The following is a 19810-nucleotide window of genomic DNA, read 5'->3' as shown; positions in this document are numbered from 1 at the left end:
AAAACCGGAGCTGGGCTCCGGTCTTTTTAATCGGCGCAAATCACGCCAGCTTGCCGTGGCAAGCCTTGTACTTCTTGCCGCTGCCGCAAGGGCAAGGGTCGTTGCGGCCCACGCGCATGCCGTCGTCGGACGCGGCCGGCGCGGCGGTCGGCGCCAGCAGCTCTTCCGGCGCCGCGTTCGGGTTGAAGTCGGCGTGCTGGTAATGCACGTTCTCCACGTGGCTGGCCTGCATCGCCGCTTCGGCCGCGTCGATTTCCTCGCGCGACTGGATGCGCACCGTCATCACGTTGCGCACCACCTCGTTCTTGATCAGGTCCAGCATCTGGCCGAACAGCTCGAACGCCTCGCGCTTGTACTCCTGCTTCGGATTCTTCTGCGCATAGCCGCGCAGGTGGATACCCTGGCGCAGGTGGTCCAGCGCGGCCAGGTGCTCGCGCCAGTGGCTGTCCACGCTTTGCAGCATGACGTTGCGCTCGAAGCCGCCGAACACGTCCTTGCCGACGATGTCGATCTTGGCCTGGTAGACCGCGTCGGCCGCGGCCAGCACCTTCTCCAGCACTTCCTCGTCGGTCAGGCTGGAGTCGGCCGCCAGCGCGCCCTGCAGGTCCACCTGCACCTGCCACTCGCCGGCCAGCACCGCTTCCAGGCCCTTGATGTTCCACTGCTCTTCCACCGACTCCGCCGGCACGTACTCGCGCACGATGTCGGTGAACATGCCGTGGCGCAGCGAAGCGATCATCTCGGAGATATCGGTCGCCTCCAGCAGCTCGTTACGCTGCTGGTAGATCACCTTGCGCTGGTCGTTGGCGACGTCGTCGTACTCCAGCAGCTGTTTGCGGATATCGAAGTTGCGCGCCTCCACCTTGCGCTGGGCCGACTCGATGGAGCGCGACACGATGCCCGCCTCGATCGGTTCGCCTTCCGGCATCTTCAGGCGGTCCATCACCGCGCGCACGCGGTCGCCGGCGAAGATGCGCAGCAAAGGATCGTCCAGCGACAGGAAGAAGCGCGACATGCCGGGGTCGCCCTGGCGGGCGGCGCGGCCGCGCAGCTGGTTGTCGACGCGGCGCGATTCGTGGCGCTCGGTGCCCACGATGTGCAGGCCGCCGGCGGCCACCACCTGTTCGTGCAGCGCCTGCCAGCCGTCGCGCAGCGCCTTGGCCTGGGCGGCCTTGTCGGCGTCGCTCAGGGCCGGGTTGGCGTCGATGAACTTGATCTGGTTTTCCACGTTACCGCCCAGCACGATGTCGGTACCGCGGCCGGCCATGTTGGTGGCGATGGTGATCGCTTTCGGGCTGCCCGCCTGGGCGATGATTTCCGCCTCGCGGGCATGCTGCTTGGCGTTCAGCACGTTGTGCGGCAGGCCGCCCTTGGTCAGGATGGCCGACAGCAGTTCCGAGTTCTCGATCGAAGTGGTACCCACCAGCACCGGCTGGCCGCGGTCGTAGCACTCGCGGATCTCCAGCATCATGGCGTTGTACTTTTCCTGGTTGGTCTTGTAGACCTGGTCCTGCTTGTCCTTGCGCGCCGAAGGGCGGTTGGGCGGGATCACCACGGTTTCCAGGCCGTAGATTTCCTGGAATTCATACGCTTCGGTGTCGGCGGTACCGGTCATGCCGGCCAGCTTGCCATACATGCGGAAGTAGTTCTGGAAGGTGATCGAGGCCAGGGTCTGGTTCTCGTTCTGGATCTTCACGCCTTCTTTCGCTTCCACGGCCTGGTGCAGGCCGTCGGACCAGCGCCGGCCCGTCATCAGGCGGCCGGTGAATTCATCGACGATCACCACTTCATTGTTCTGCACCACGTAGTGCTGGTCCTTGAAGTACAGCGCGTGCGCGCGCAGCGCCGCGTACAGGTGGTGCACCAGCGTGATGTTGGCCGAATCGTACAGCGAGGCGCCTTCCGGCAGCAGGCCCATCTGCACCAGGATGGCTTCGGCCTTCTCGTGGCCGGCTTCGGTCAGCAGCACCGAGTGCGCCTTCTCGTCCTTGGTGTAGTCGCCCGGCACTTCGATCTTGCCCTTGCCGTCCGAGGTTTCCTCGCCGACCTGCTGGGTCAGCATCTTCGGCACTTCGTTGATCTTGTAGTACAGATCGGTGTGGTTCTCGGCCTGGCCGGAGATGATCAGCGGGGTACGGGCTTCGTCGATCAGGATCGAGTCGACTTCATCGACGATGCCGAAGTTCAGGGCGCGCTGCACGCGGTCGCGCGCTTCGAAGACCATGTTGTCGCGCAGGTAATCGAAGCCGAATTCGTTGTTGGTGCCGTAAGTGATGTCGGACGCGTAGGCCGCCTGCTTGGCGGCGTGCTCCATCTGCGACAGGTTGATGCCGGTGCTCAGGCCCAGCCAGCCGTACAGCTTGCCCATGGTGTCGGCGTCGCGCTGGGCCAGGTAATCGTTGACGGTGACGATGTGCACGCCCTTGCCGGACAGCGCATTCAGGTAGGCCGGCAGGGTCGCGGTCAGGGTCTTGCCCTCGCCGGTACCCATTTCGGCGATCTTACCGAAGTGCAACACCATGCCGCCGATCAGCTGGACGTCGAAGTGGCGCATCTTGAAGACGCGCTTGGAGGCTTCGCGGCAGACCGCGAAGGCTTCCGGCAGCAGCGCGTCGAGCGCCTCGCCGTTGGCGATACGTTCTTTGAAAGCGGGGGTTTTCGCCTGCAGCTCGGCATCCGACAGCTTTTCCATGGCCGGCTCGAGCGCATTGATTTCGCGTACCGTTTTTTGATATTGCTTGAGCAGACGCTGGTTGCGGCTGCCGAAAATCTGGGTCAGTAAGGACATTGGTTAACGCCGTTAAAAAAAGCTATGGTGTAAGGTGCTCAGCTTGCCGGGGGCAAAAGACCGATGATTTTATCATGCCGTCCGGCCAAGGTTGGGTTATTGCCCTTTATAACAATAGCCACAATTGTAACTAATCCGGATTTTTCCGCCACTTCCGTCCCATTCCTACAAGCGAACTGAGCCGCATTCCCCCCCAATCGGGGTCAGACCCCGAATGTGGGCGAATGCGGCTCAGTTCGCTTGGGCTGGCAGGCGGGCTGTGGTATGTTGCGGCCATGCGCTTCTTCAATTCCCTCAATCAAGGCCGGACACCCAAGGTGGCCACGGACTTTCTGAAAAGAAATGACAAGATGGCGGCCCTGCTGCCAGCCGTCGAGCGCATGGCCGCGCTGCAGAAGGATTGCGCCGCCACTCTGCCCAGCATGTTCAGCCTGTGCGAGATCCTGGCTTTCGAAGAGGGCAATTTGCTGCTCTCTACGCCCAGCTCGGCCGTGGCGGCCAAGCTCAAGCAACAGTTGCCGAAATTGCAGGATGCACTGCTCAAGCGCGGTTGGCACATCAACAACATCAAGCTGCGCGTGCAGATGATGAAGGCGGCCGAGATCAAGGAGCAGATGCGGGCGCTGACCTTGCCGCCCACCGCTGTCACCGCCTTCGAAGAATTGAGCAAGTCGCTCGAGCAAAGCAAGCAGAACGACAGCCTGATCCAGGCGCTGCAGCTACTGGTGCAGCGCCGCCGCGACCGGCCCGATTACTAGCTTACTGGTTCAGGTCCCACTCGTGCGTCATCTGGCGCACATACGATTCCGGCGCCGATTCCAGCGTGTCGTAGGTCACGATTTCATACGCTTGCGGGTCTGCCAGCAGCGCGCGCAGCAGCTGGTTGTTCAGCGCGTGGCCGGATTTGTGCGCCTCGTAGCTGGCCACCAGCGGATGGCCGACCAGGAACAAGTCGCCGATCGCGTCCAGGATCTTGTGGCGCACGAACTCGTCGTCGTAGCGCAAGCCGTCCGCGTTGAGGATGCGGTACTCGTCCATCACGATGGCGTTTTCCAGCGAGCCCCCGCGCGCCAGGCCTATGCCGCGCAGCATTTCCACGTCCTGCATGAAGCCGAAGGTGCGCGCGCGGGCAATTGCCTGCACATAGGTGACGTCGCCGAAATCGATGGTGGCGCGCTGCGCCGTGCCATCCACCGCCGGGTGGTTGAATTCAATGAAAAAGTCCAGCTTGAAGCCGTCGTGCGGTACCAGGCGCGCCCACTTCTCGTTGCCCGGCTTGCCTTCCCGCACTTCCACCGGTTTCAGCACGCGGATGAATTTCTTGGCCGCGTTCTGCTCCTGCACGCCGGCCTGCTGCAGCAGATAGACAAAGGACGAAGCCGAGCCGTCCATGATGGGAATTTCTTCCGCGCTCACGTCCACGTACAGATTGTCGATGCCCAGGCCGGCGCAGGCCGACATCAAATGCTCGACGGTGGAGATGCGGATGTCGCCCTTGCTCAGCACGGTGGCCATGCGGGTATCGGTGACCGCCATGGCGCTGGCCGGAAACTCCACCGGCGGCACCTGGTCGACGCGGCGAAACACCACGCCCACGCCGGGCGCAGCCGGACGCAAGGTCAGCACCACCTTGGTGCCCGAGTGCAGCCCGACGCCGGTGGTGCAGACTTTTTCTTTGATGGTACGTTGTTTTAACATCCGCAAATTATATCGGACTTGCCCGCCTCCCGCCCAAGCAGCCTGAGCCGCATTACGCCCACTTCGGGGTCAGACCCCGAAGTAGCGCACATGCGGCTCAGCTTGCTAGGGGTGTTCGGCTTCGGCATGCACCGCCTCGCGCCGCACCAGGTAGATGCCGCTGCCGATGATGATGGCCGCGCCCAGCAGGGTGTAGGCGTCGGGCAGCGTGTTCCACAGCAGCCAGTCGAGCGCCACGCCCCAGGCCAGCGCCGAATATTCGAACGGCGCCACCACCGAGGCTTTGCCCATGCTGAAGGCGATGGTGATGGCCAGCTGGCCGAGAAAGCCGCTCAGCGCCAGGCCGCAGATGATCAGCCAGTCCTCGGCACGGATCGCCACCCAGCCCTGCCAGGCCATGGCCACCGAGCCACTGCCCATCGTCACCAGCAGCCAGAACATGATGTGCTCGCTGGCGTCGGTGCGGCTCAGGATGCGGCTGGCGATGGCCGACACCGCATAGCACGCCGCCGCGCCCAGCACCGCCAGGCCGGCCAGCGAGATGAAGCTGGCGCCGTCCGGGCGCAGCACCACCAGCACGCCGATCAGCCCGACCACGATGGCGCCCCACTGCAGCGCGTCCACCCTTTCCTTCAGCACGAACACCGACAGCGCCGTAATCAGCGCGGGCGCGATGAAGAAGATCGAATAGGCGTCGGCCAGCGGCAGGCTTTTGAGCGCGTAGGCGAACAGCGTCAACATGGCGATGCCGAGCCCGCCGCGCAGCAGGTGCAGCGGCCAGCGCACCCTGGCCACGCCGCTGAACTTGCGGCGGTAGGCGATGTAGGCGCACACCAGCGGCAGCGAGGACAGCGAGCGCAGCGCGGTGACCTGGATCGCGGGATAGTGGGCGGCCAGCAGCTTCATCGCCGTGTCCATCAGGGCGAACATGGCGACGGCGATCAGCATGGCGTAGATGCTGCGCAGGTTTTCGGCTTGCGGTGTCAGAGGAGCTCCTTGCGCGCGGCGTGCGCGGTGTGCGGGTTGTGTTCGGGGAGCGCGCCATTATAGCAACTGTTGTGTTTACGCACATGCGGCGCCGCCGGCGCGCCGCACGGACTTTATTTCGCCCCCGCCCCCGGCCAGTGTGACAAAGCGAGGATTTTCCGGGCGGCGCGGGACGGTATCATGGCAGGCATCCCCTCCACCAAGGAAATAAATGCCGTTCTGCCAGCAATGCGGATCCCAGGCTTCGTCCACCGCACACTTCTGCTTCAACTGCGGCGCCGACGTCGCGGCCACGGCAATCGCGTTGCCGGGCCTGTCGTCCGGCTGGAAAACCATTTTCGCGGCGCTGCAAAAGGGCGGCGGCGTGGAACTGCCGCAGTCGATCGAGCTGAGCCTGGCCGAGCGCGCGCTGGTGCTGTTCAATCCGTGGGCCTTCCTGTTCGGCCCGTTCTACTATGCCGCCAAGGGCATGGGCCGCAAGGCGCTGTCGCTGTGCCTGCTGGCAGCGCTGCTGGTGTGCGCCGCGCGGCTGCTGTTCGGCGCGCTCGGGCTGCAGAGCCTGATGGCGTCGGCGCTGGTGTGCTTCATCCCCTCCGCCCTGTTCGCCACCCGCGCCAATATCGATTACTTCAAGAAGATGGTGCTGGACGACGAGGGCTGGTACTAGCCGGCTGCGGCGCCGGCGGACGAGCGCTGCGCCGGCTAGGGCTGCGCTGGCGCCGCGCCGCGGCGGTAGGCGCCGGGGCCGATGCCGTAGCTGCGCTTGAACACGCGGTTGAACGCGGCCTCGGACTGGTAGCCGACCTGCTCGGCGATCTGCCCCACCGGCAGCCGCCCTTGCGCCAGCAGGCTCGCGGCCTTCGCCATGCGGGTGTGCGTCAGCACCGCGGCGGGCGTGTCGCCGGCCACCTTCCCGAACACGCGCGCGAACGTGGCGCGCGACATGTGGCACAGCCCGGCCAGCTCCTCCAGCGTCCAGGGCCGCTCCGGCTCGGCCAGCATGGCTTGCAGCGCCGCCTGCAGGCGCGGCTCGGCCAGCAGCGCGAACAGGCCCGGCATGGCGGAGGCCTGCTCCAGCCACGCCCGCATCAGCAGCGCGAACAGGGCCGACGCCAGCTGCGACACCACCGCGCGTCCGCCCGGGCGCACGGCCGCCGTCTCCACCCGCAGCATCGCCATCAGTCCCTGCAAGCCGGCGAAGTCGTCGCGTCCCGCCGTGCGCACATGCACCAGCTCCGGCAGCGCGGCCAGCAGCGGATGGTGCGGCCCGGCGCCGAACTCCAGCCGCCCGCACAGGATATCGGTGGCGGCGCCCGGCCCGCCGTTCTCAAACACGCGCACCAGCTGCTCGCCCTCGGCAACGCGCTGCATCGGCGGCCGCGCCGACGCATCGCCCGTGTGCAGCCTGTGCGGCGTGCCGTGCGGGAACAGCAGGATGTCGCCGGCCTGCACCGCGATGCCGCGCTGCCCGCCCACGTCCAGCCAGCCGCCGCCGCTGACCACCAGGTGGTAGGGCGCCACGCCGGCCGGCTCGGCCGGATGGTCCAGCACCCAAGGCGCGCCGAAATGGCAGCGGATATCCAGCGCGGTATCGACCGGATACAGCGACAGCAAACGGCTTAGCGCCCCCATCACATTCCCCATTTGAGACGATTGAGCAAATTCTAGCGCATTTCAAGCATTAAAAGTTTCACTCAGCGGGCCTAAACTTCTTTCCATGCCGACACACAAACCAGTCGGTCCCACACTGAAAAGGAAACCATCATGAGCCGTCTGCACACCATCGCCCTCCCTGACGCCACCGGCCACGCCGCCCAGCTGTTCACCGCCATCAAAGGCGCCATCGGCATGGTGCCGAACGCCTACGCCACCGTGGGCAGCAACAGCCCGGTGGCGCTGGAGGCCGCCCTCAACCTGGACGGTGCACTGAAAAAATCCAGCCTGGGCGCCAAGGAAATCGAGATCATCAAACTGGCCATCAGCGAGGACGCCGGCTGTGACTACTGCCTGGCGGCGCATACGCTGATGGGTTCGAAAGCCGGCCTGAGCCGCCCGGCCATCCTGGCCGTGCGCAAAGGCGAGGCATCCGGCGACCAGCGTGCCGACGCGCTGGCCACCTTTGCCCACACGCTGGCGCGCAGCAGCGGCACCGTGCCGGCCGAGGCGGTGGCGGCCGTGCAGGCGGCAGGCTACAGCGACGCGCAAATCGTCGACACCCTGCTCGCCATTGCCAGCATCACCTTCACCAACCTGGTGAACCGCGTCAACGACACGGTGCTGGATTTCCCTGCGGCGGACTAAGCGCCGGGGCGTGTTTGCGGCACGCGTGCGGGAGGGATGGCACGCGGCCCGCAAGCGCGGTATATTACCGCCATGCTGACCTCCACCGACACCCCGCTGTTCATCGTCAAAGAATCGCCCATCCACGGCCGCGGCGTGTTCGCGCGCGTGGACATTCCGCCGGGCACGCGCATCATCGAGTACACCGGCGAGCGCATCACCAGCGACGAGTCGGCGCGCCGCGCCGAAGCGGGCGGCGGCCCCATCAACCACACCTTCTTCTTCAGCCTGGAGGACGGCAAGCTGATCGACGGCGGCAGCGGCGGCAACGAGGCGCGCTTCATCAACCACGCCTGCGAACCCAACTGCGAAGCCTACGAGGAAGACGGCAAGGTCTTCATCTACTCGCTGCATTTCATCGAAGCGGGCGACGAGCTGAACTACAACTACGCGCTGATCTACGAAGCGCGCCACACCCCGGCCGTCAAACGCGCCTTCGCCTGCTACTGCGGCGCACCGTCGTGCACCGGCGTCATGCTGGCCCCCAAGCGGCGCAGCCGCAAGCGCACAAACGCCACCGCGCATAGCGCGGCGTAAACGGAAAACGGAAAACGGAAAACGGCGCCATCGGCGCCGTTTTGCTGTGCTGCGGGGAAGGCTGGATTACAGCTGGCCCAGCAGGGTTTCGGCGTTCGACACTTCGAACTTGCCGCCCTGCTCCACGTTCAGCTGGGTGACCACGCCATCTTCCACCAGCAGCGAGTAGCGCTGCGAGCGGGTGCCCATGCCGAACTTGCTGAAGTCGGCGTCCAGGCCCAGGGCCTTGGAGTAAGCGGCGTTGCCGTCAGCCATCATGCGCACGGTGCCGGTGGCTTTCTGGTCGCGGCCCCAGGCGCCCATGACGAAGGCGTCGTTCACGCTGATGCACCAGATCTCGTCCACGCCCTTGGCCTTCAGGTCGGCCGCGTGCTTCACGTAGCCCGGCACGTGCTGCGCCGAGCAGGTTGGGGTGTAGGCGCCTGGCAGGCCGAAGATCGCGATCTTCTTGCCCTTGACCAGGTCTTCGACTTTGAAGGTGTTCGGGCCGAGCGAGCAGCCTTCGGTTTCGGTTTCGATGAATTCGGACAGGGTGCCTTCCGGCAGTTTGTCGCCAATCTTGATGGTCATGGTCTGGACTCCTTTATAGGAATTGTAGGGTTGTAAAAAAGCCGCGCTAGGCGCGGCATGCCTCTGGCACGAACTTGGGAGTATGCCAGAGGTTGGGGGAAAGCGTCGGCTGCAGGCTTAGTCGGCTTGCTTGCGCAGGAAGGCCGGGATGTCGTAGGTTTCCATGCCCGACTTCTGCAGCGCGTTGACCTGCTCGGAGGCCGATTCGCGGCGCCATACGGCTGGCGCTTTCATGCCGTCGAACGCCTGCGCGCCGCCGCCGGAAATGCCGCCGCCCACGCCGCCCATCGTCACCGACGAGGTCACCGCGCCGCCGCCCAGCGCCGACTGCGGCGCGTTGTGGGTGCCGGTGCGCAGCATCGGCTGCTGGACCAGTTGCACATGCTTCTTGTTCTTGCCCAGGCCGGTGGCCACCACGGTCACGCGGATCGCGTCGCCCATCTCGTCGTCGTAGGCGATGCCTTGTGCGATCGACGCGTCCGGCGCGGCGAAGGCGCGCACGGCGGCCATGACTTCCTTGATTTCCTTACCTTTCAGGCCGCGCGAAGCGGTCACGTTGACCAGCACGCCGCGCGCGCCGGACAGGTCCACGCCGTCCAGCAGCGGCGAGGCCACGGCCTGCTCGGCGGCGATGCGGGCGCGGTCCACGCCGGAGGCGGTGGCCGTGCCCATCATGGCTTTGCCCTGCTCGCCCATGATGGTTTTCACGTCGTTGAAGTCGACGTTGATGTGGCCCGGCACGTTGATGATCTCGGCAATGCCGGCCACCGCGTTGTTCAGCACATCGTCGGCGTGCTGCAGCCACTCGATCAGCGATTCGTCTTCGTAGATCTCTTCCAGCTTCTCGTTCAGGATCACGATCAGCGAGTCGACGTTCTGGCTCAGCTGTTCCAGGCCTTCGTCGGCGATATCCATGCACTTCTGGCCTTCGTGCGAGAACGGCTTGGACACCACGGCCACGGTCAGCGCGCCCATGGCTTTCGCCACTTCGGCCACGATCGGTGCGGCGCCGGTGCCGGTGCCGCCGCCCATGCCGGCGGCGATGAACACCATGTGCGCGCCGCGCAGCGCGTCTTCAATGCGCGCGCGCGATTCTTCGGCCAGCTTGCGGCCAACGTCCGGTTTCATGCCCGCGCCCAGGCCGGTCTCGCCGATCTGGATGATGTTGCCGGCCTTCGATGCCGACAGCGCCTGCGCGTCGGTATTGGCGGCGATGAATTCCACGCCGCTCATGCCCTTGTTGATCATGTGCTGAACTGCATTGCCACCTGCTCCGCCGACGCCGACGACCTTGATGACGGTGCCCAAAGCTGCGTTATCGACCATATCAAACTCCATGATGTGCTCCTATCAGAATGCCGTTTTCAATCGCCAGTCCTCATATCGTTAGGAGAGCTGGGGATTGAAAACTGCGGTTTCAATTAAAAATATTTTTCAGACTTCACGCCGCAAACCACTACTTCAGAAATTACCGAGGAACCATTCCTTCATGCGCTGCCATACTGCTTTCACCGACCCATCCTGGCGCGTAACGATATGGCCGCGCAGGTACTGTTTTTTCGCTTCCAACAACAGGCCAAGCACGGTGGCGTAGCGCGGACTGCGCACCACGTCTGCCAGCTGGCCGCGGTAGTCCGGCGTGCCCATGCGCGCCGGCTTCAGGAATATGTCTTCCGCCATTTCCACCATGCCCGGCATGATGGAGGTGCCGCCGGTGAGCACGATGCCCGACGACAGCACGCCTTCGTAACCGGATTCGCGCACCACCTGGTGCACCATGGCGAACAGCTCTTCCACGCGCGGTTCGATCACCGCCGCCAGCGCCTGGCGCGACAGGTTGCGCGGGCCGCGGTCGCCCAGGCCCGGCACTTCCAGATGCTCGCCCGGATCGGCCAGCACCTGCTTGGCCACGCCATAGCGGATCTTGATTTCTTCCGCTTCCGAGGTCGGCGTGCGCAGCGCCATCGCGATGTCGTTGGTGATCTGGTCGCCGGCGATCGGAATCACGGCGGTGTGGCGGATGGCGCCGTCCGAGAACACCGCCACGTCGGTGGTGCCGCCGCCGATGTCGATCAGCACCACGCCCAGTTCCTTCTCGTCCGGGGTAAGCACCGCGTCGGCCGAGGCCATCGGCTGCAGGATCAGGTCCGACACTTCCAGCCCGCAGCGGCGCACGCACTTGACGATGTTCTGCACCGCGCTCACCGCGCCGGTAACGATATGCACCTTCACTTCCAGGCGGATGCCGCTCATGCCGATCGGCTCGCGCACGTCTTCCTGGCTGTCGACGATGAATTCCTGCGGCACCGTGTGCAGCAATTGCTGGTCGGTCGGGATGTTAACCGCCTTGGCCGTTTCGATGACGCGCGCCACGTCGGTGGCCGTCACTTCCTTGTCCTTGATGGCCACCATGCCGCTCGAATTGAAGGAGCGGATATGGCTGCCCGCGATGCCGGCGTAGACGTTGCGGATCTTGCAGTCGGCCATCAGCTCGGCTTCCTCCAGCGCGCGCTGGATGGACTCGACGGTCGCTTCGATGTTGACCACCACGCCCTTCTTCAAGCCCCTGGATTCGTGCTGGCCCAGCCCGATCACTTCGTGGCGTCCATCGCCCATCACCTCGGCCACCACGGCCACCACTTTCGAGGTGCCGATGTCGAGGCCGACGATCAGGTTTTTCGCGTCTTTTGTCATCTGTTTTGCCTGCTGTAATATGCTTTTAAAGTATTCTTTGACTGCCGGTGCTTACCTTGCCTACTTTGGCTTCTTGCCTTCGGGCGGAATCTTCAGGCCCGTTGCGCTGAGCGCCAATCCATTCTGGTACCGCATGTCTATCGTTTCGATGTTCTGCACCCGGCTCGCCAGCTGCGGCCAGATGCCCACCAGCCGGTCCACCCGCTCCTTCAGCATGGAGCGCGACTGCTCGCGGCCCAGCTCCACGCTCATGCCGTTGTTCAGCTTCACCTTCCACGCGTAGCGGCCCGACAGGTCCAGCGCCTGCGGCTCCAGCTGCGCCGGCGCGAACCACGCTTTCAGTTCGCCGAAGCGCGACAGCACTTCCTTTTCGCTGCCTTCCGGGCCGGAGAAAGCAGGCAGTTCGTGGTCCTCTTCCGCCTCGGCCAGGTTGGCGGTAAACACGTCGCCCTTGGTCGACAGCAGGCGGCCGTCCTCGCCCCAGGTGCCAAGCGCTTCGTGCTCTTCCAGCGCCACCACCAGCTGGTCCGGCCATTCGCGGCGTACCGTGGCGCGCCGCACCCATGGCACCGATTCGAACGCCTGCCGCACCCCGTCCAGGTTGGTGGTGAAGAAGTTGCCCCGGATGCGGCCAGCCGTTCCGGCTTGCAGCGTCAGGTGGTTCACATGGCGCAGGTCGGACTGGTCCATCGTTTCAACGCGGATGGTGCGCAGGTTGAACATCGGCCGCTGCGACACCCACCACACCACGGAAGCCGCGCAAGCCAGCGCCACCGCGGCAAAAATGCCGCTGGCGGTCGCATTCAAGGCTTTCGCGTCTTGCCACATCGCTTACCCCTTCATCTTCAGTCGGGCCGAACGCAGGATCTCCACGCACAGCTGCTCGTAGCTGATGCCGTCCGCGCGCGCGGCCATCGGCACCAGCGAGTGGCTGGTCATGCCCGGCGAAGTGTTCACCTCCAGCAGGAAGCACTTGTTGTCGGCCACGCGCAGCAGCACGTCGACCCGGCCCCAGCCTTCGCAGCCCAGCGAGCGGTAAGCCTGCACCGCGATGCGCTGCATTTCATCAGTGATTGCCGCATCCAGCACCGCCGGGCAGAAATACTTCGTATCGTCGGTGAAGTATTTGTTCTGGTAGTCGTAGTTGCCTTCCGGCGCCACGATCTCCACCACCGGCAGCGCGCGCGCGCCGGCGCCGGTGCCCAGCACGGCCACGGTGAACTCCCGCCCGGTGACGAATTCCTCGGCCAGCACCGAATCGTCCAGCGCGGCGGCGATGTCGTAGGCGGCCTTGAAGTCGCCGGCCTGCTCCACCTTGGTGATGCCGATGGTCGAGCCCTCGTGCGGCGGCTTGACGATCAGCGGCAGGCCCAGGCCGGCGGCCACCTGGTCCAGGTCCGAGTGCGCGTTCAGCACCGCGTATTTCGGGGTCGGCAGGTTTTCGGCCAGCCACAGGATCTTGGTGGTGATCTTGTCCATGCCCACCGAGCTGGCCATCACGCCGCTGCCGGTGTAGGGAATGCCGAGCAGCTCCAGCGCGCCCTGCAGGCTGCCGTCCTCGCCGAAGCGGCCGTGCAGCGCGATGAACACGCGGTCGAATTTTTCTGCGGCCAACTCAGCAAGGCTGCCTTGGCCCGGGTCGAAGGCGTGGGCGTCGATGCCCTGGCTTTGCAGCGCCGCCAGCACACCCGTGCCGGACATGATGGACACGTCGCGTTCGGCGGAACGGCCGCCGAACAGCACACCCACTTTGCCGAAGGCCTGCGCTTCTTGCGCGGAGAGGAATGGAGTCGCGTTCACTTCTTTAAGCCTTAACGTAAGTAGTCAGTTTTGCAGGAACGCCGCTGATCGAGCCGGCGCCCATGGTGAGCACGACGTCGCCGTCGCGCACCACGTTCATGATGGTTTCCGGCATGTCCGCAATGTTCTCCACGAACACCGGCTCGACCTTGCCGCGCGCACGGATCGCGTGCGCCAGGGAGCGGCCGTCGGCCGCCACGATCGCTTGCTCGCCGGCGGCGTACACGTCGGCCAGCACCAGCACGTCCACGGAGCTGAGCACGCGGGCGAAGTCCTCGAACAGGTCGCGCGTGCGGCTGTAGCGGTGCGGCTGGAAGGCCAGCACCAGGCGGCGGCCCGGGTAGGCGGCGCGCGCGGCGGCCAGCGTGACTTCTGTTTCCACCGGGTGGTGGCCGAAATCGTCCACCAGCGCGAAGGTGCCCTTGGCGGCGTCGCCGCCGACGGCCACGTCGCCGTAGCGCGTGAAGCGGCGGCCCACGCCGGCGAAGCCCGCCAGGCCGGCCTGCGTCGCGCTGTCATCGATGCCGATTTCACGCGCAATGGCGACCGCCGAGCAGGCGTTGAGCACGTTGTGCATGCCGGGCTGGTTCAGCACCACGTCCAGGTCCGGGTAGCCTTCCTGCAGCACGGTGAAGTGCATCTGCACGCCCACCGCGCGCGCATTCACGGCGCGCACTTCCGCGTCCTCGCGGAAGCCGTAGGTGGTGATCGGCTTGGTCACGTGCGGAATGATGCTGCGCACGTGCTCGTCGTCGATGCACAGCATGACGCGGCCGTAGAACGGCAGGCGGTGCGTGAAGTGGACAAAGGCCTGCTTCAGCTTCTCGAAGTCGTGCTCATACGTTTCCATATGGTCGGCGTCGATATTGGTGATCACTTCGATCATCGGCGTCAGGTTCAGGAAGGACGCGTCCGATTCGTCGGCCTCGGCCACCAGGTAGTCGCCGGAGCCCAGCTTGGCGTTCGCGCCGGCAGCGGTCAGGCGGCCGCCGATCACGAAGGTCGGGTCCAGGCCGCCCTGCGCCAGCACCGACGCCACCAGGCTGGTGGTGGTGGTCTTGCCGTGCGTGCCGGCGATGGCAATGCCGCGCTTCAGGCGCATCAGCTCGCCCAGCATCACCGCGCGCGGCACGATGGGGATCTTGCGCGCGCGCGCCGCCACCACTTCCGGATTGTCGGCCTTGACGGCGGTGGAGGTCACCACCGCGTCGGCGTTGCCGATGTGGGTTTCGGCGTGGCCCTGGTGCACCGTGGCGCCCATGTCGATCAGGCGCTGGGTGACGGCGTTGGCGCCCAGGTCCGAGCCGGACACGTTGTAGCCCAGCGTGAGCAGCACTTCGGCGATGCCGCTCATGCCGCTGCCGCCGATGCCGACGAAATGAATGTTTTTGACTTTATGCTTCATGATTTGCGTTCCACTATCTGTTCCAGTACTTGCGCGATCGCGTCGTTCGCGTCGCGTTTGCCCGCCTTGCGGGCCGCCATGGCCATGGTCTGGCAGGCGCCGCGCGTGAGCGTCTCCAGCAGGGTGGCCAGGCTGCGCGGGTTCATTTCGGTCTGCGGCATGTGGATCGAGGCATTCTGCCTGGCCATCCACTGCGCGTTGTCGCGCTGGTGGCTGGTGGTCGATGCCACCAGCGGCACCAGCACGCTGGCCACGCCGGCCGCCGTCAGTTCGGACACGGTGATGGCGCCGGCGCGGCAGATCACAAGGTCCGCCTCGGCGTAGGCGCGCGCCATGTCGTCGATGAAGTCGACCACGTTGGCCTGCACGCCCGCTTCGGCGTAGGCGGCGCGCAGCGCGTCGATATTCTTCTTGCCCGACTGGTGCGTCACCACCGGTCGCTGCGCGTCCGGTATCAGGGCCAGCGCGGCGGGCAGGCTGTCGTTCAGGGCCTTGGCGCCCAGGCTGCCGCCCACCACCAGCACGCGCAAGGCGCCGCTGCGGCCCGCGAAGCGCGCTTCCGGCGCCGCCAGGTCCAGGATCTCCTTGCGCACCGGGTTGCCGGTGACGACAGCCTTGGCCGCCGCCGCGCCGAAATCGGCCGGGAAGCCGAAGCACACCCGTTCGGCGAAAGGCGCCAGCGTCTTGTTCGACAGCAGCAGGGCCGCGTCGGCGTTCACCAGCACGGTGGGCACGCCGCGCAGGCGCGCCATCAGGCCGCCCGGCACGGTGACGTAGCCGCCCATGCCCAGCACCGCGTCCGGCTTGCGCTGGCCGAGGAAGCGGAAGCAGTCGGCGAAGGCAGCCAGCATCTTCAGCGCGCCGCCCAGGCTGTGCTTGATGCCCTTGCCGCGCATGCCGGAGAAGTTGATGGTGTCCATGGCGATGCCGTGCTTGGGCACCAGCTCCTGCTCCATGCCGTGGCTGGTGCCCAGCCAGCTTACTTCCCAGCCGCGCGCGCGCATGGTCTGCGCGATCGCCAGGCCGGGGAAGATGTGGCCGCCGGTACCGGCCGCCATGATGATCAGTCGTTTCATATTCTGCCGCCGCGCATCAGGACCCGGTTCTCGTAGTCGATCCGAAGCAGGATCGCGAGTCCGACGCAGTTAATCACAATGCCAGTGCCGCCGTAGCTCATCAGCGGCAGGGTCAGGCCCTTGGTCGGCAGCAGGCCAAGGTTTACGCCCATGTTGATGAAGGTTTGCACGCCGAGCCAGATGCCGATGCCCTTGGCGGTGAGCCCGGCGAAGGTCTGGTCGATGGCAATGGCCTGGCGGCCGATGTCGAAGGCGCGCTTGATCAGCCAGTAGAACATGGCGATCACGCACAGCACGCCCGCCAGGCCCAGTTCCTCGCCGATCACTGCCAGCAGGAAGTCGGTATGCGCTTCCGGCAGGTAGTGCAGCTTCTCCAGGCTGCCGCCCAGACCAACGCCGAAAAACTCGCCGCGCCCGAAAGCGATCAGCGAGTGCGTCAGCTGGTAAGCCTTGTTTAGCGCGTTGTCCTCTTCCCACGGATTGAGGTAAGCGAAGAAGCGGTCGCGCCGGAATTTCGACAGCGCGATAATGGAGACAAAAATGGTCACCAGCATGGCGCCGATGCCGCCGAACCAGATGGCGTTGATCCCGCCCAGGAACAGGATGCCCATGGCGATGCAGACGATCACGCCGAAAGCGCCCAGGTCGGGCTCGAGCAGCAGCAGCAAGCCGACGAAACTCACCGCCAGCGCCATTGGCATGAAACCCTTGGTCAGCTTGTGCATGTATTCCTGCTTGCGCACGGTGTAGTCGGCCGCGTACAGCACGATCACCACCTTCATCAGTTCGGACGGCTGGAAGTTGAACACCTTCAGCGAGATCCAGCGCTTGCCGCCGTTTACCGTCACGCCCAGGCCGGGCAGGAACACCGCCATCAGCAGCACCAGCGTGCCGATGAACAGGTAGGGCGCGCTGCGCTGCCAGACCGCGATGGGAATGCGGAACGTCATCAGGCCCACCAGCACGGCGATGGTGATGAAAATGGCCTGGCGTATCAGGAAATAGTTGTTCTTGTAGGCGGCGTACTTGGGCGAATCGGGCAGCGCGATCGAAGCCGAATACACCATCACCATCCCCAGCAGCATGAGAATGAGCACCACCCACACCAGCAACTGGTCGTATTCCATCATCTTCGACGGACGCGCGCGGCTGTCGATAGCCTTGGAGCCCGAGGAAGAGGAGAAGCGGAATGGCAGCTGGAAGGCCATGGATCAGAGCTCCTGTCCAGCGTCGAGCGCGATCTCGCGCACAGTGTCGATGAACACCTGGGCGCGGTGCGCGTAGTTCTTGAACATGTCCAGGCTGGCGCAGGCCGGCGACAGCAGCACCGCGTCGCCCGGCCTGGCCAGCTTGGCGGCCAGGCGCACGGCGGACGGCAGGTCGGTGCCGCAGTCGGCCAGGTCCACGCCGGCCTCGGCCGCGCCGCCCTGCTCCAGCGCGGCGCGCAGCGCCGGCGCATCGCGGCCGATCAGCATCACCGCGCGCACGTAGCGCGACACCGGCTCGGCCAGCGGATCGAATTGCTGGCCCTTGCCGTCGCCGCCGGCGATCAGCAGCAGGCGCTGGCCGGCGCCGGTGAAGCTCTTGCCCAGGCCATTCAGCGCAGCCACGGTGGCGCCCACGTTGGTGCCCTTGCTGTCGTCGTAGTATTCCACGTCGTTGATCGACGCCACCAGTTCCACGCGGTGCGGCTCGCCGCGGTATTCGCGCAGGCCGTGCAGCAGCGGCGCGAAAGGCAGGCCGATGGCGCGGCACAGGGCCAGCGCGGCCAGCGCGTTGGAGGCGTTATGCAGGCCGCGGATCTGCAGCGCGTCCGACGGCATCAGGTTCTTGACGGTGGTGGCCACAGGCTCGGGCGCCGGGTCGTTCTTCTTGCGCCGCTTCGGCGGCTCGGCGTCCTCATCCGGCACGGAAGTGGCCAGCCAATGGATGCCGCGCTCGTTGTGCAGGCCGAAGCTGCCCGCTTCCGGCGGTTCGCCGGTGCCGAAGCTGACGTTCTCGCCGACCGGGTTCGCCATGCGCATCACGGTGGCGTCGTCGCGGTTCAGCACGCGCACGGTGCTGGCGCCGAAGATGCGCGCCTTGTCGGCGGCGTAGGCCTCCATCGAGCCGTGCCAGTCCAGGTGGTCCTGGGTGATGTTCAATACGGTGGCGGCGTCGGCCTGCAGGCTGAATGTGGTGTGCAGCTGGAAGCTGGACAGCTCCAGCACCCAGACCTGGGGCAGCGCGTCGGCCTCGATCACCTCGCGCATGACGTCCAGCGCGGCCGGGCTGATATTGCCCGCCACGCGCACGCTGAAGCCGGCGCGCTGGCACAGCTGGCCGGTCAGGCTGGTGACCGTGGTCTTGCCGTTGGTGCCGGTGATGGCGATGACTTTCGGCGCGTAGCCGCGTTCTTCCTTCAGCGATGCCAGCGCCTGGGCGAACAGTTCGATCTCGCCCCACACGGGAATGCTGACGGCGGCGGCGGCGCGCATCAGGTCGGCCACATCGCCCTGCGGCGCCAGGCCGGGACTGATGGCGACAAAGTCGGTGTCGTACAGCAGCGCGATGTCCAGGCGGCCGCCAATGAACTCGGCGTCCGGCGCGGCGGCCTTCAGGGCGGCCAGGCGGTCCGCCACGGCGCGCTCGTCGCGCGTGTCGGCCACGCGCACGCGCGCGCCGCCACGCGCCAGCCACAGCGCCATCGCCAGGCCGGATTCGCCCAGCCCGAGTACCAGTGCCCGTTTGCCTTGGTAGCTCATCAGCGCAGCTTCAACGTGGACAGGCCAACCAATACCAGCATCATCGTCACGATCCAGAAACGGACGACGACCTGGGTCTCTTTCCAGCCCTTTTGTTCGAAGTGGTGGTGCAATGGCGCCATCAGGAACACGCGGCGGCCGGTGCCGTAGCGCTTCTTGGTGTACTTGAACCAGCCCACCTGGATGATGACGGACACGGTTTCGGCCACGAAGATGCCGCCCATAATGAACAGCACGATTTCCTGGCGCACGATGACGGCGATGGTGCCAAGCGCGCCGCCCAGCGCCAGCGCGCCGACGTCGCCCATGAACACTTGCGCTGGATGGGTGTTATACCAGAGGAAGGCCAGGCCGGCGCCGGCCATGGCGCCGCAGAAGATGATCAGCTCGCCGGCCCCGGGAATGTAGGGAATGAACAGGTATTTCGAGTACACGGTGCTGCCGGTCAGGTAGGCGAACAGGCCCAGCGCCGAACCGACCATCACGGTCGGCATGATGGCCAGGCCGTCCAGGCCGTCGGTGAAGTTGACGGCGTTGCTGGTGCCGACGATGACGCAGTAGGTCAGCGCGATGAAGCCCCATACGCCCAGCGGATAGCTGATGGTCTTGAAGAACGGCACGATCAGGTCGGCCTTGGGCGGCAGGTCCATCGAAAAGCCGGACTGCACCCAGGCGAAGAACAGCTCGAACACCTTGGCAGGCGTGGGCGCAGACACCGAGAACGCCAGGTACAGCGCGGCGCCGATACCGACCAGCGACTGCCAGAAGTATTTTTCAGCCGAGCGCATGCCTTCCGGGTCCTGGCGCACCACCTTGCGGTAGTCGTCCACCCAGCCCACGGCGCCGAAGCCGATGGTGACCACGATCACCGGCCAGATCAAACGGTTCGACCAGTCGCACCACAGCAGCGTGGACACGCCGATGGCGATCAGCAGCAGCACGCCGCCCATGGTGGGGGTGCCGTGTTTTTTCAGGTGGGTCTGCGGACCGTCGGTGCGCACGGCCTGGCCGTACTTCATGGCCGTCAGCTTGCGGATCACGGACGGGCCGGCCCACAGGCCGATGATCAGCGCCGTGATGGTGGCGAACACCGCGCGCGCGGTGATGAAGTTAAATACGCGCAGGGGACCGAAGTCGTCCTGGTACATCTGTGCGAGCCAGAGCAGCATGA

General features: G+C 65.6%; 18 protein-coding genes. 4 read left to right on the top strand and 14 right to left on the bottom strand.

Going from position 1 to position 19810, the window contains the following annotated elements; genetic code table 11:
• Positions 1–40 precede the first annotated feature (40 nt).
• Positions 41–2788 (bottom strand): preprotein translocase subunit SecA, encoded by a 2748-nt coding sequence (secA, locus tag ASD15_RS03655; protein WP_057153355.1) that lies wholly within the window; start codon positions 2786–2788, stop codon positions 41–43.
• Positions 2789–3138: 350 nt separating this feature from the next.
• Between secA and ASD15_RS03650 the strand changes: the two genes are divergently transcribed.
• Positions 3139–3546, top strand: a complete 408-nt coding sequence (locus ASD15_RS03650; RefSeq protein ID WP_229418045.1) for a DciA family protein — start codon at positions 3139–3141, stop codon at positions 3544–3546.
• 1 nt (position 3547) lies between these two features.
• Here ASD15_RS03650 and lpxC read toward each other — a convergent pair whose 3' ends face one another.
• Together lpxC and ASD15_RS03640 are read right to left on the bottom strand one after the other, a co-directional pair.
• Positions 3548–4486: a UDP-3-O-acyl-N-acetylglucosamine deacetylase gene (lpxC, locus tag ASD15_RS03645; protein WP_057153353.1), complete on the bottom strand. Its 939-nt coding sequence runs from the start codon at positions 4484–4486 to the stop codon at positions 3548–3550.
• A 105-nt stretch (positions 4487–4591) separates the two neighbouring features.
• Positions 4592–5434, bottom strand: a complete 843-nt coding sequence (locus ASD15_RS03640) for a DMT family transporter (protein WP_057153352.1) — start codon at positions 5432–5434, stop codon at positions 4592–4594.
• A gap of 250 nt (positions 5435–5684) precedes the next feature.
• Here ASD15_RS03640 and ASD15_RS03635 point away from each other — a divergent pair, with 250 nt between their 5' ends.
• Positions 5685–6140: a DUF2628 domain-containing protein gene (locus ASD15_RS03635; protein WP_057153351.1), complete on the top strand. Its 456-nt coding sequence runs from the start codon at positions 5685–5687 to the stop codon at positions 6138–6140.
• Positions 6141–6175: 35 nt separating this feature from the next.
• On the opposite strand, the gene ASD15_RS03630 is transcribed toward ASD15_RS03635, so the two are convergent.
• Positions 6176–7105, bottom strand: a complete 930-nt coding sequence (locus tag ASD15_RS03630; RefSeq protein WP_057153691.1) for an AraC family transcriptional regulator — start codon at positions 7103–7105, stop codon at positions 6176–6178.
• 132 nt (positions 7106–7237) lie between these two features.
• On the opposite strand from ASD15_RS03630, the gene ASD15_RS03625 reads away from it, so the two are divergent.
• A complete protein-coding gene (locus ASD15_RS03625; RefSeq protein ID WP_057153350.1) occupies positions 7238–7774 on the top strand; it encodes a carboxymuconolactone decarboxylase family protein in 537 nt (178 codons plus the stop codon).
• Between the two features lie 72 nt (positions 7775–7846).
• Positions 7847–8350 (top strand): SET domain-containing protein, encoded by a 504-nt coding sequence (locus tag ASD15_RS03620; protein ID WP_057153689.1) that lies wholly within the window; start codon positions 7847–7849, stop codon positions 8348–8350.
• 66 nt (positions 8351–8416) lie between these two features.
• Here ASD15_RS03620 and ASD15_RS03615 read toward each other — a convergent pair whose 3' ends face one another.
• The 10 genes from ASD15_RS03615 to mraY all read right to left on the bottom strand — a co-directional run bounded on the left by ASD15_RS03615 (position 8417) and on the right by mraY (position 19808).
• The gene (locus ASD15_RS03615; protein WP_057153349.1) at positions 8417–8920 is read right to left on the bottom strand and encodes a peroxiredoxin; all 504 of its coding nucleotides are present in this window, start codon (positions 8918–8920) and stop codon (positions 8417–8419) included.
• A gap of 117 nt (positions 8921–9037) precedes the next feature.
• Positions 9038–10258: a cell division protein FtsZ gene (ftsZ, locus tag ASD15_RS03610; RefSeq protein ID WP_057153348.1), complete on the bottom strand. Its 1221-nt coding sequence runs from the start codon at positions 10256–10258 to the stop codon at positions 9038–9040.
• Between the two features lie 123 nt (positions 10259–10381).
• Positions 10382–11614 carry a cell division protein FtsA gene (gene ftsA / locus ASD15_RS03605; protein WP_057153347.1) on the bottom strand — a complete coding sequence of 411 codons (1233 nt, stop codon included), beginning with the start codon at positions 11612–11614 and terminating at the stop codon, positions 10382–10384.
• 60 nt (positions 11615–11674) lie between these two features.
• On the bottom strand, positions 11675–12442 hold the full coding sequence (locus ASD15_RS03600; RefSeq protein ID WP_057153346.1) for a cell division protein FtsQ/DivIB: 768 nt from the start codon (positions 12440–12442) through the stop codon (positions 11675–11677).
• Positions 12443–12445: 3 nt separating this feature from the next.
• Entirely contained in the window at positions 12446–13414 is a 969-nt protein-coding gene (locus ASD15_RS03595; RefSeq protein ID WP_057153345.1) for a D-alanine--D-alanine ligase, read from the bottom strand.
• Between the two features lie 4 nt (positions 13415–13418).
• Positions 13419–14819: a UDP-N-acetylmuramate--L-alanine ligase gene (gene murC / locus ASD15_RS03590; RefSeq protein ID WP_057153344.1), complete on the bottom strand. Its 1401-nt coding sequence runs from the start codon at positions 14817–14819 to the stop codon at positions 13419–13421.
• Positions 14816–15895, bottom strand: coding sequence for an undecaprenyldiphospho-muramoylpentapeptide beta-N-acetylglucosaminyltransferase (murG, locus tag ASD15_RS03585; RefSeq protein WP_057153343.1), 1080 nt, complete (start codon positions 15893–15895; stop codon positions 14816–14818). The genes murC and murG overlap by 4 nt, the downstream gene beginning before the upstream one ends.
• Positions 15892–17103 (bottom strand): putative lipid II flippase FtsW, encoded by a 1212-nt coding sequence (gene ftsW / locus ASD15_RS03580; protein ID WP_057153342.1) that lies wholly within the window; start codon positions 17101–17103, stop codon positions 15892–15894. The genes murG and ftsW overlap by 4 nt, the downstream gene beginning before the upstream one ends.
• 3 nt (positions 17104–17106) lie before the next feature.
• Complete coding sequence (gene murD, locus ASD15_RS03575; RefSeq protein ID WP_057153341.1) at positions 17107–18639, bottom strand: UDP-N-acetylmuramoyl-L-alanine--D-glutamate ligase; 1533 nt, start codon at positions 18637–18639, stop codon at positions 17107–17109.
• Positions 18639–19808, bottom strand: coding sequence for a phospho-N-acetylmuramoyl-pentapeptide-transferase (mraY, locus tag ASD15_RS03570; protein WP_057153340.1), 1170 nt, complete (start codon positions 19806–19808; stop codon positions 18639–18641). The genes murD and mraY overlap by 1 nt, the downstream gene beginning before the upstream one ends.
• Between the last annotated feature and the right edge of the window lie 2 nt (positions 19809–19810).

Origin of the sequence: Massilia sp. Root351, from assembly GCF_001425045.1 — a bacterium.
Classification (GTDB): Bacteria; Pseudomonadota; Gammaproteobacteria; order Burkholderiales; family Burkholderiaceae_D; genus Rugamonas.
The sequence above is the reverse complement of the archived record's forward strand: the minus strand, read 5'-3'. Positions and strand labels throughout refer to the sequence as shown.

Bases quoted from the DNA above. Each gene is read 5' to 3' on its own strand.
- ASD15_RS03650 (WP_229418045.1), top strand. From the start codon at position 3,139: ATGGCGGCCCTGCTGCCAGCCGTCGAGCGCATGGCCGCGCTGCAGAAG.
- ASD15_RS03635 (WP_057153351.1), top strand. From the start codon at position 5,685: ATGCCGTTCTGCCAGCAATGCGGATCCCAGGCTTCGTCCACCGCACAC.
- ftsW (WP_057153342.1), bottom strand. From the start codon at position 17,103: ATGGCCTTCCAGCTGCCATTCCGCTTCTCCTCTTCCTCGGGCTCCAAG.
- ASD15_RS03640 (WP_057153352.1), bottom strand. From the start codon at position 5,434: ATGCTGATCGCCGTCGCCATGTTCGCCCTGATGGACACGGCGATGAAG.
- secA (WP_057153355.1), bottom strand. From the start codon at position 2,788: ATGTCCTTACTGACCCAGATTTTCGGCAGCCGCAACCAGCGTCTGCTC.
- ftsZ (WP_057153348.1), bottom strand. From the start codon at position 10,258: ATGGAGTTTGATATGGTCGATAACGCAGCTTTGGGCACCGTCATCAAG.
- ftsA (WP_057153347.1), bottom strand. From the start codon at position 11,614: ATGACAAAAGACGCGAAAAACCTGATCGTCGGCCTCGACATCGGCACC.
- ASD15_RS03620 (WP_057153689.1), top strand. From the start codon at position 7,847: ATGCTGACCTCCACCGACACCCCGCTGTTCATCGTCAAAGAATCGCCC.
- lpxC (WP_057153353.1), bottom strand. From the start codon at position 4,486: ATGTTAAAACAACGTACCATCAAAGAAAAAGTCTGCACCACCGGCGTC.
- ASD15_RS03625 (WP_057153350.1), top strand. From the start codon at position 7,238: ATGAGCCGTCTGCACACCATCGCCCTCCCTGACGCCACCGGCCACGCC.
- murC (WP_057153344.1), bottom strand. From the start codon at position 14,819: ATGAAGCATAAAGTCAAAAACATTCATTTCGTCGGCATCGGCGGCAGC.
- murG (WP_057153343.1), bottom strand. From the start codon at position 15,895: ATGAAACGACTGATCATCATGGCGGCCGGTACCGGCGGCCACATCTTC.
- murD (WP_057153341.1), bottom strand. From the start codon at position 18,639: ATGAGCTACCAAGGCAAACGGGCACTGGTACTCGGGCTGGGCGAATCC.
- ASD15_RS03630 (WP_057153691.1), bottom strand. From the start codon at position 7,105: ATGGGGGCGCTAAGCCGTTTGCTGTCGCTGTATCCGGTCGATACCGCG.
- ASD15_RS03600 (WP_057153346.1), bottom strand. From the start codon at position 12,442: ATGTGGCAAGACGCGAAAGCCTTGAATGCGACCGCCAGCGGCATTTTT.
- mraY (WP_057153340.1), bottom strand. From the start codon at position 19,808: ATGCTGCTCTGGCTCGCACAGATGTACCAGGACGACTTCGGTCCCCTG.
- ASD15_RS03615 (WP_057153349.1), bottom strand. From the start codon at position 8,920: ATGACCATCAAGATTGGCGACAAACTGCCGGAAGGCACCCTGTCCGAA.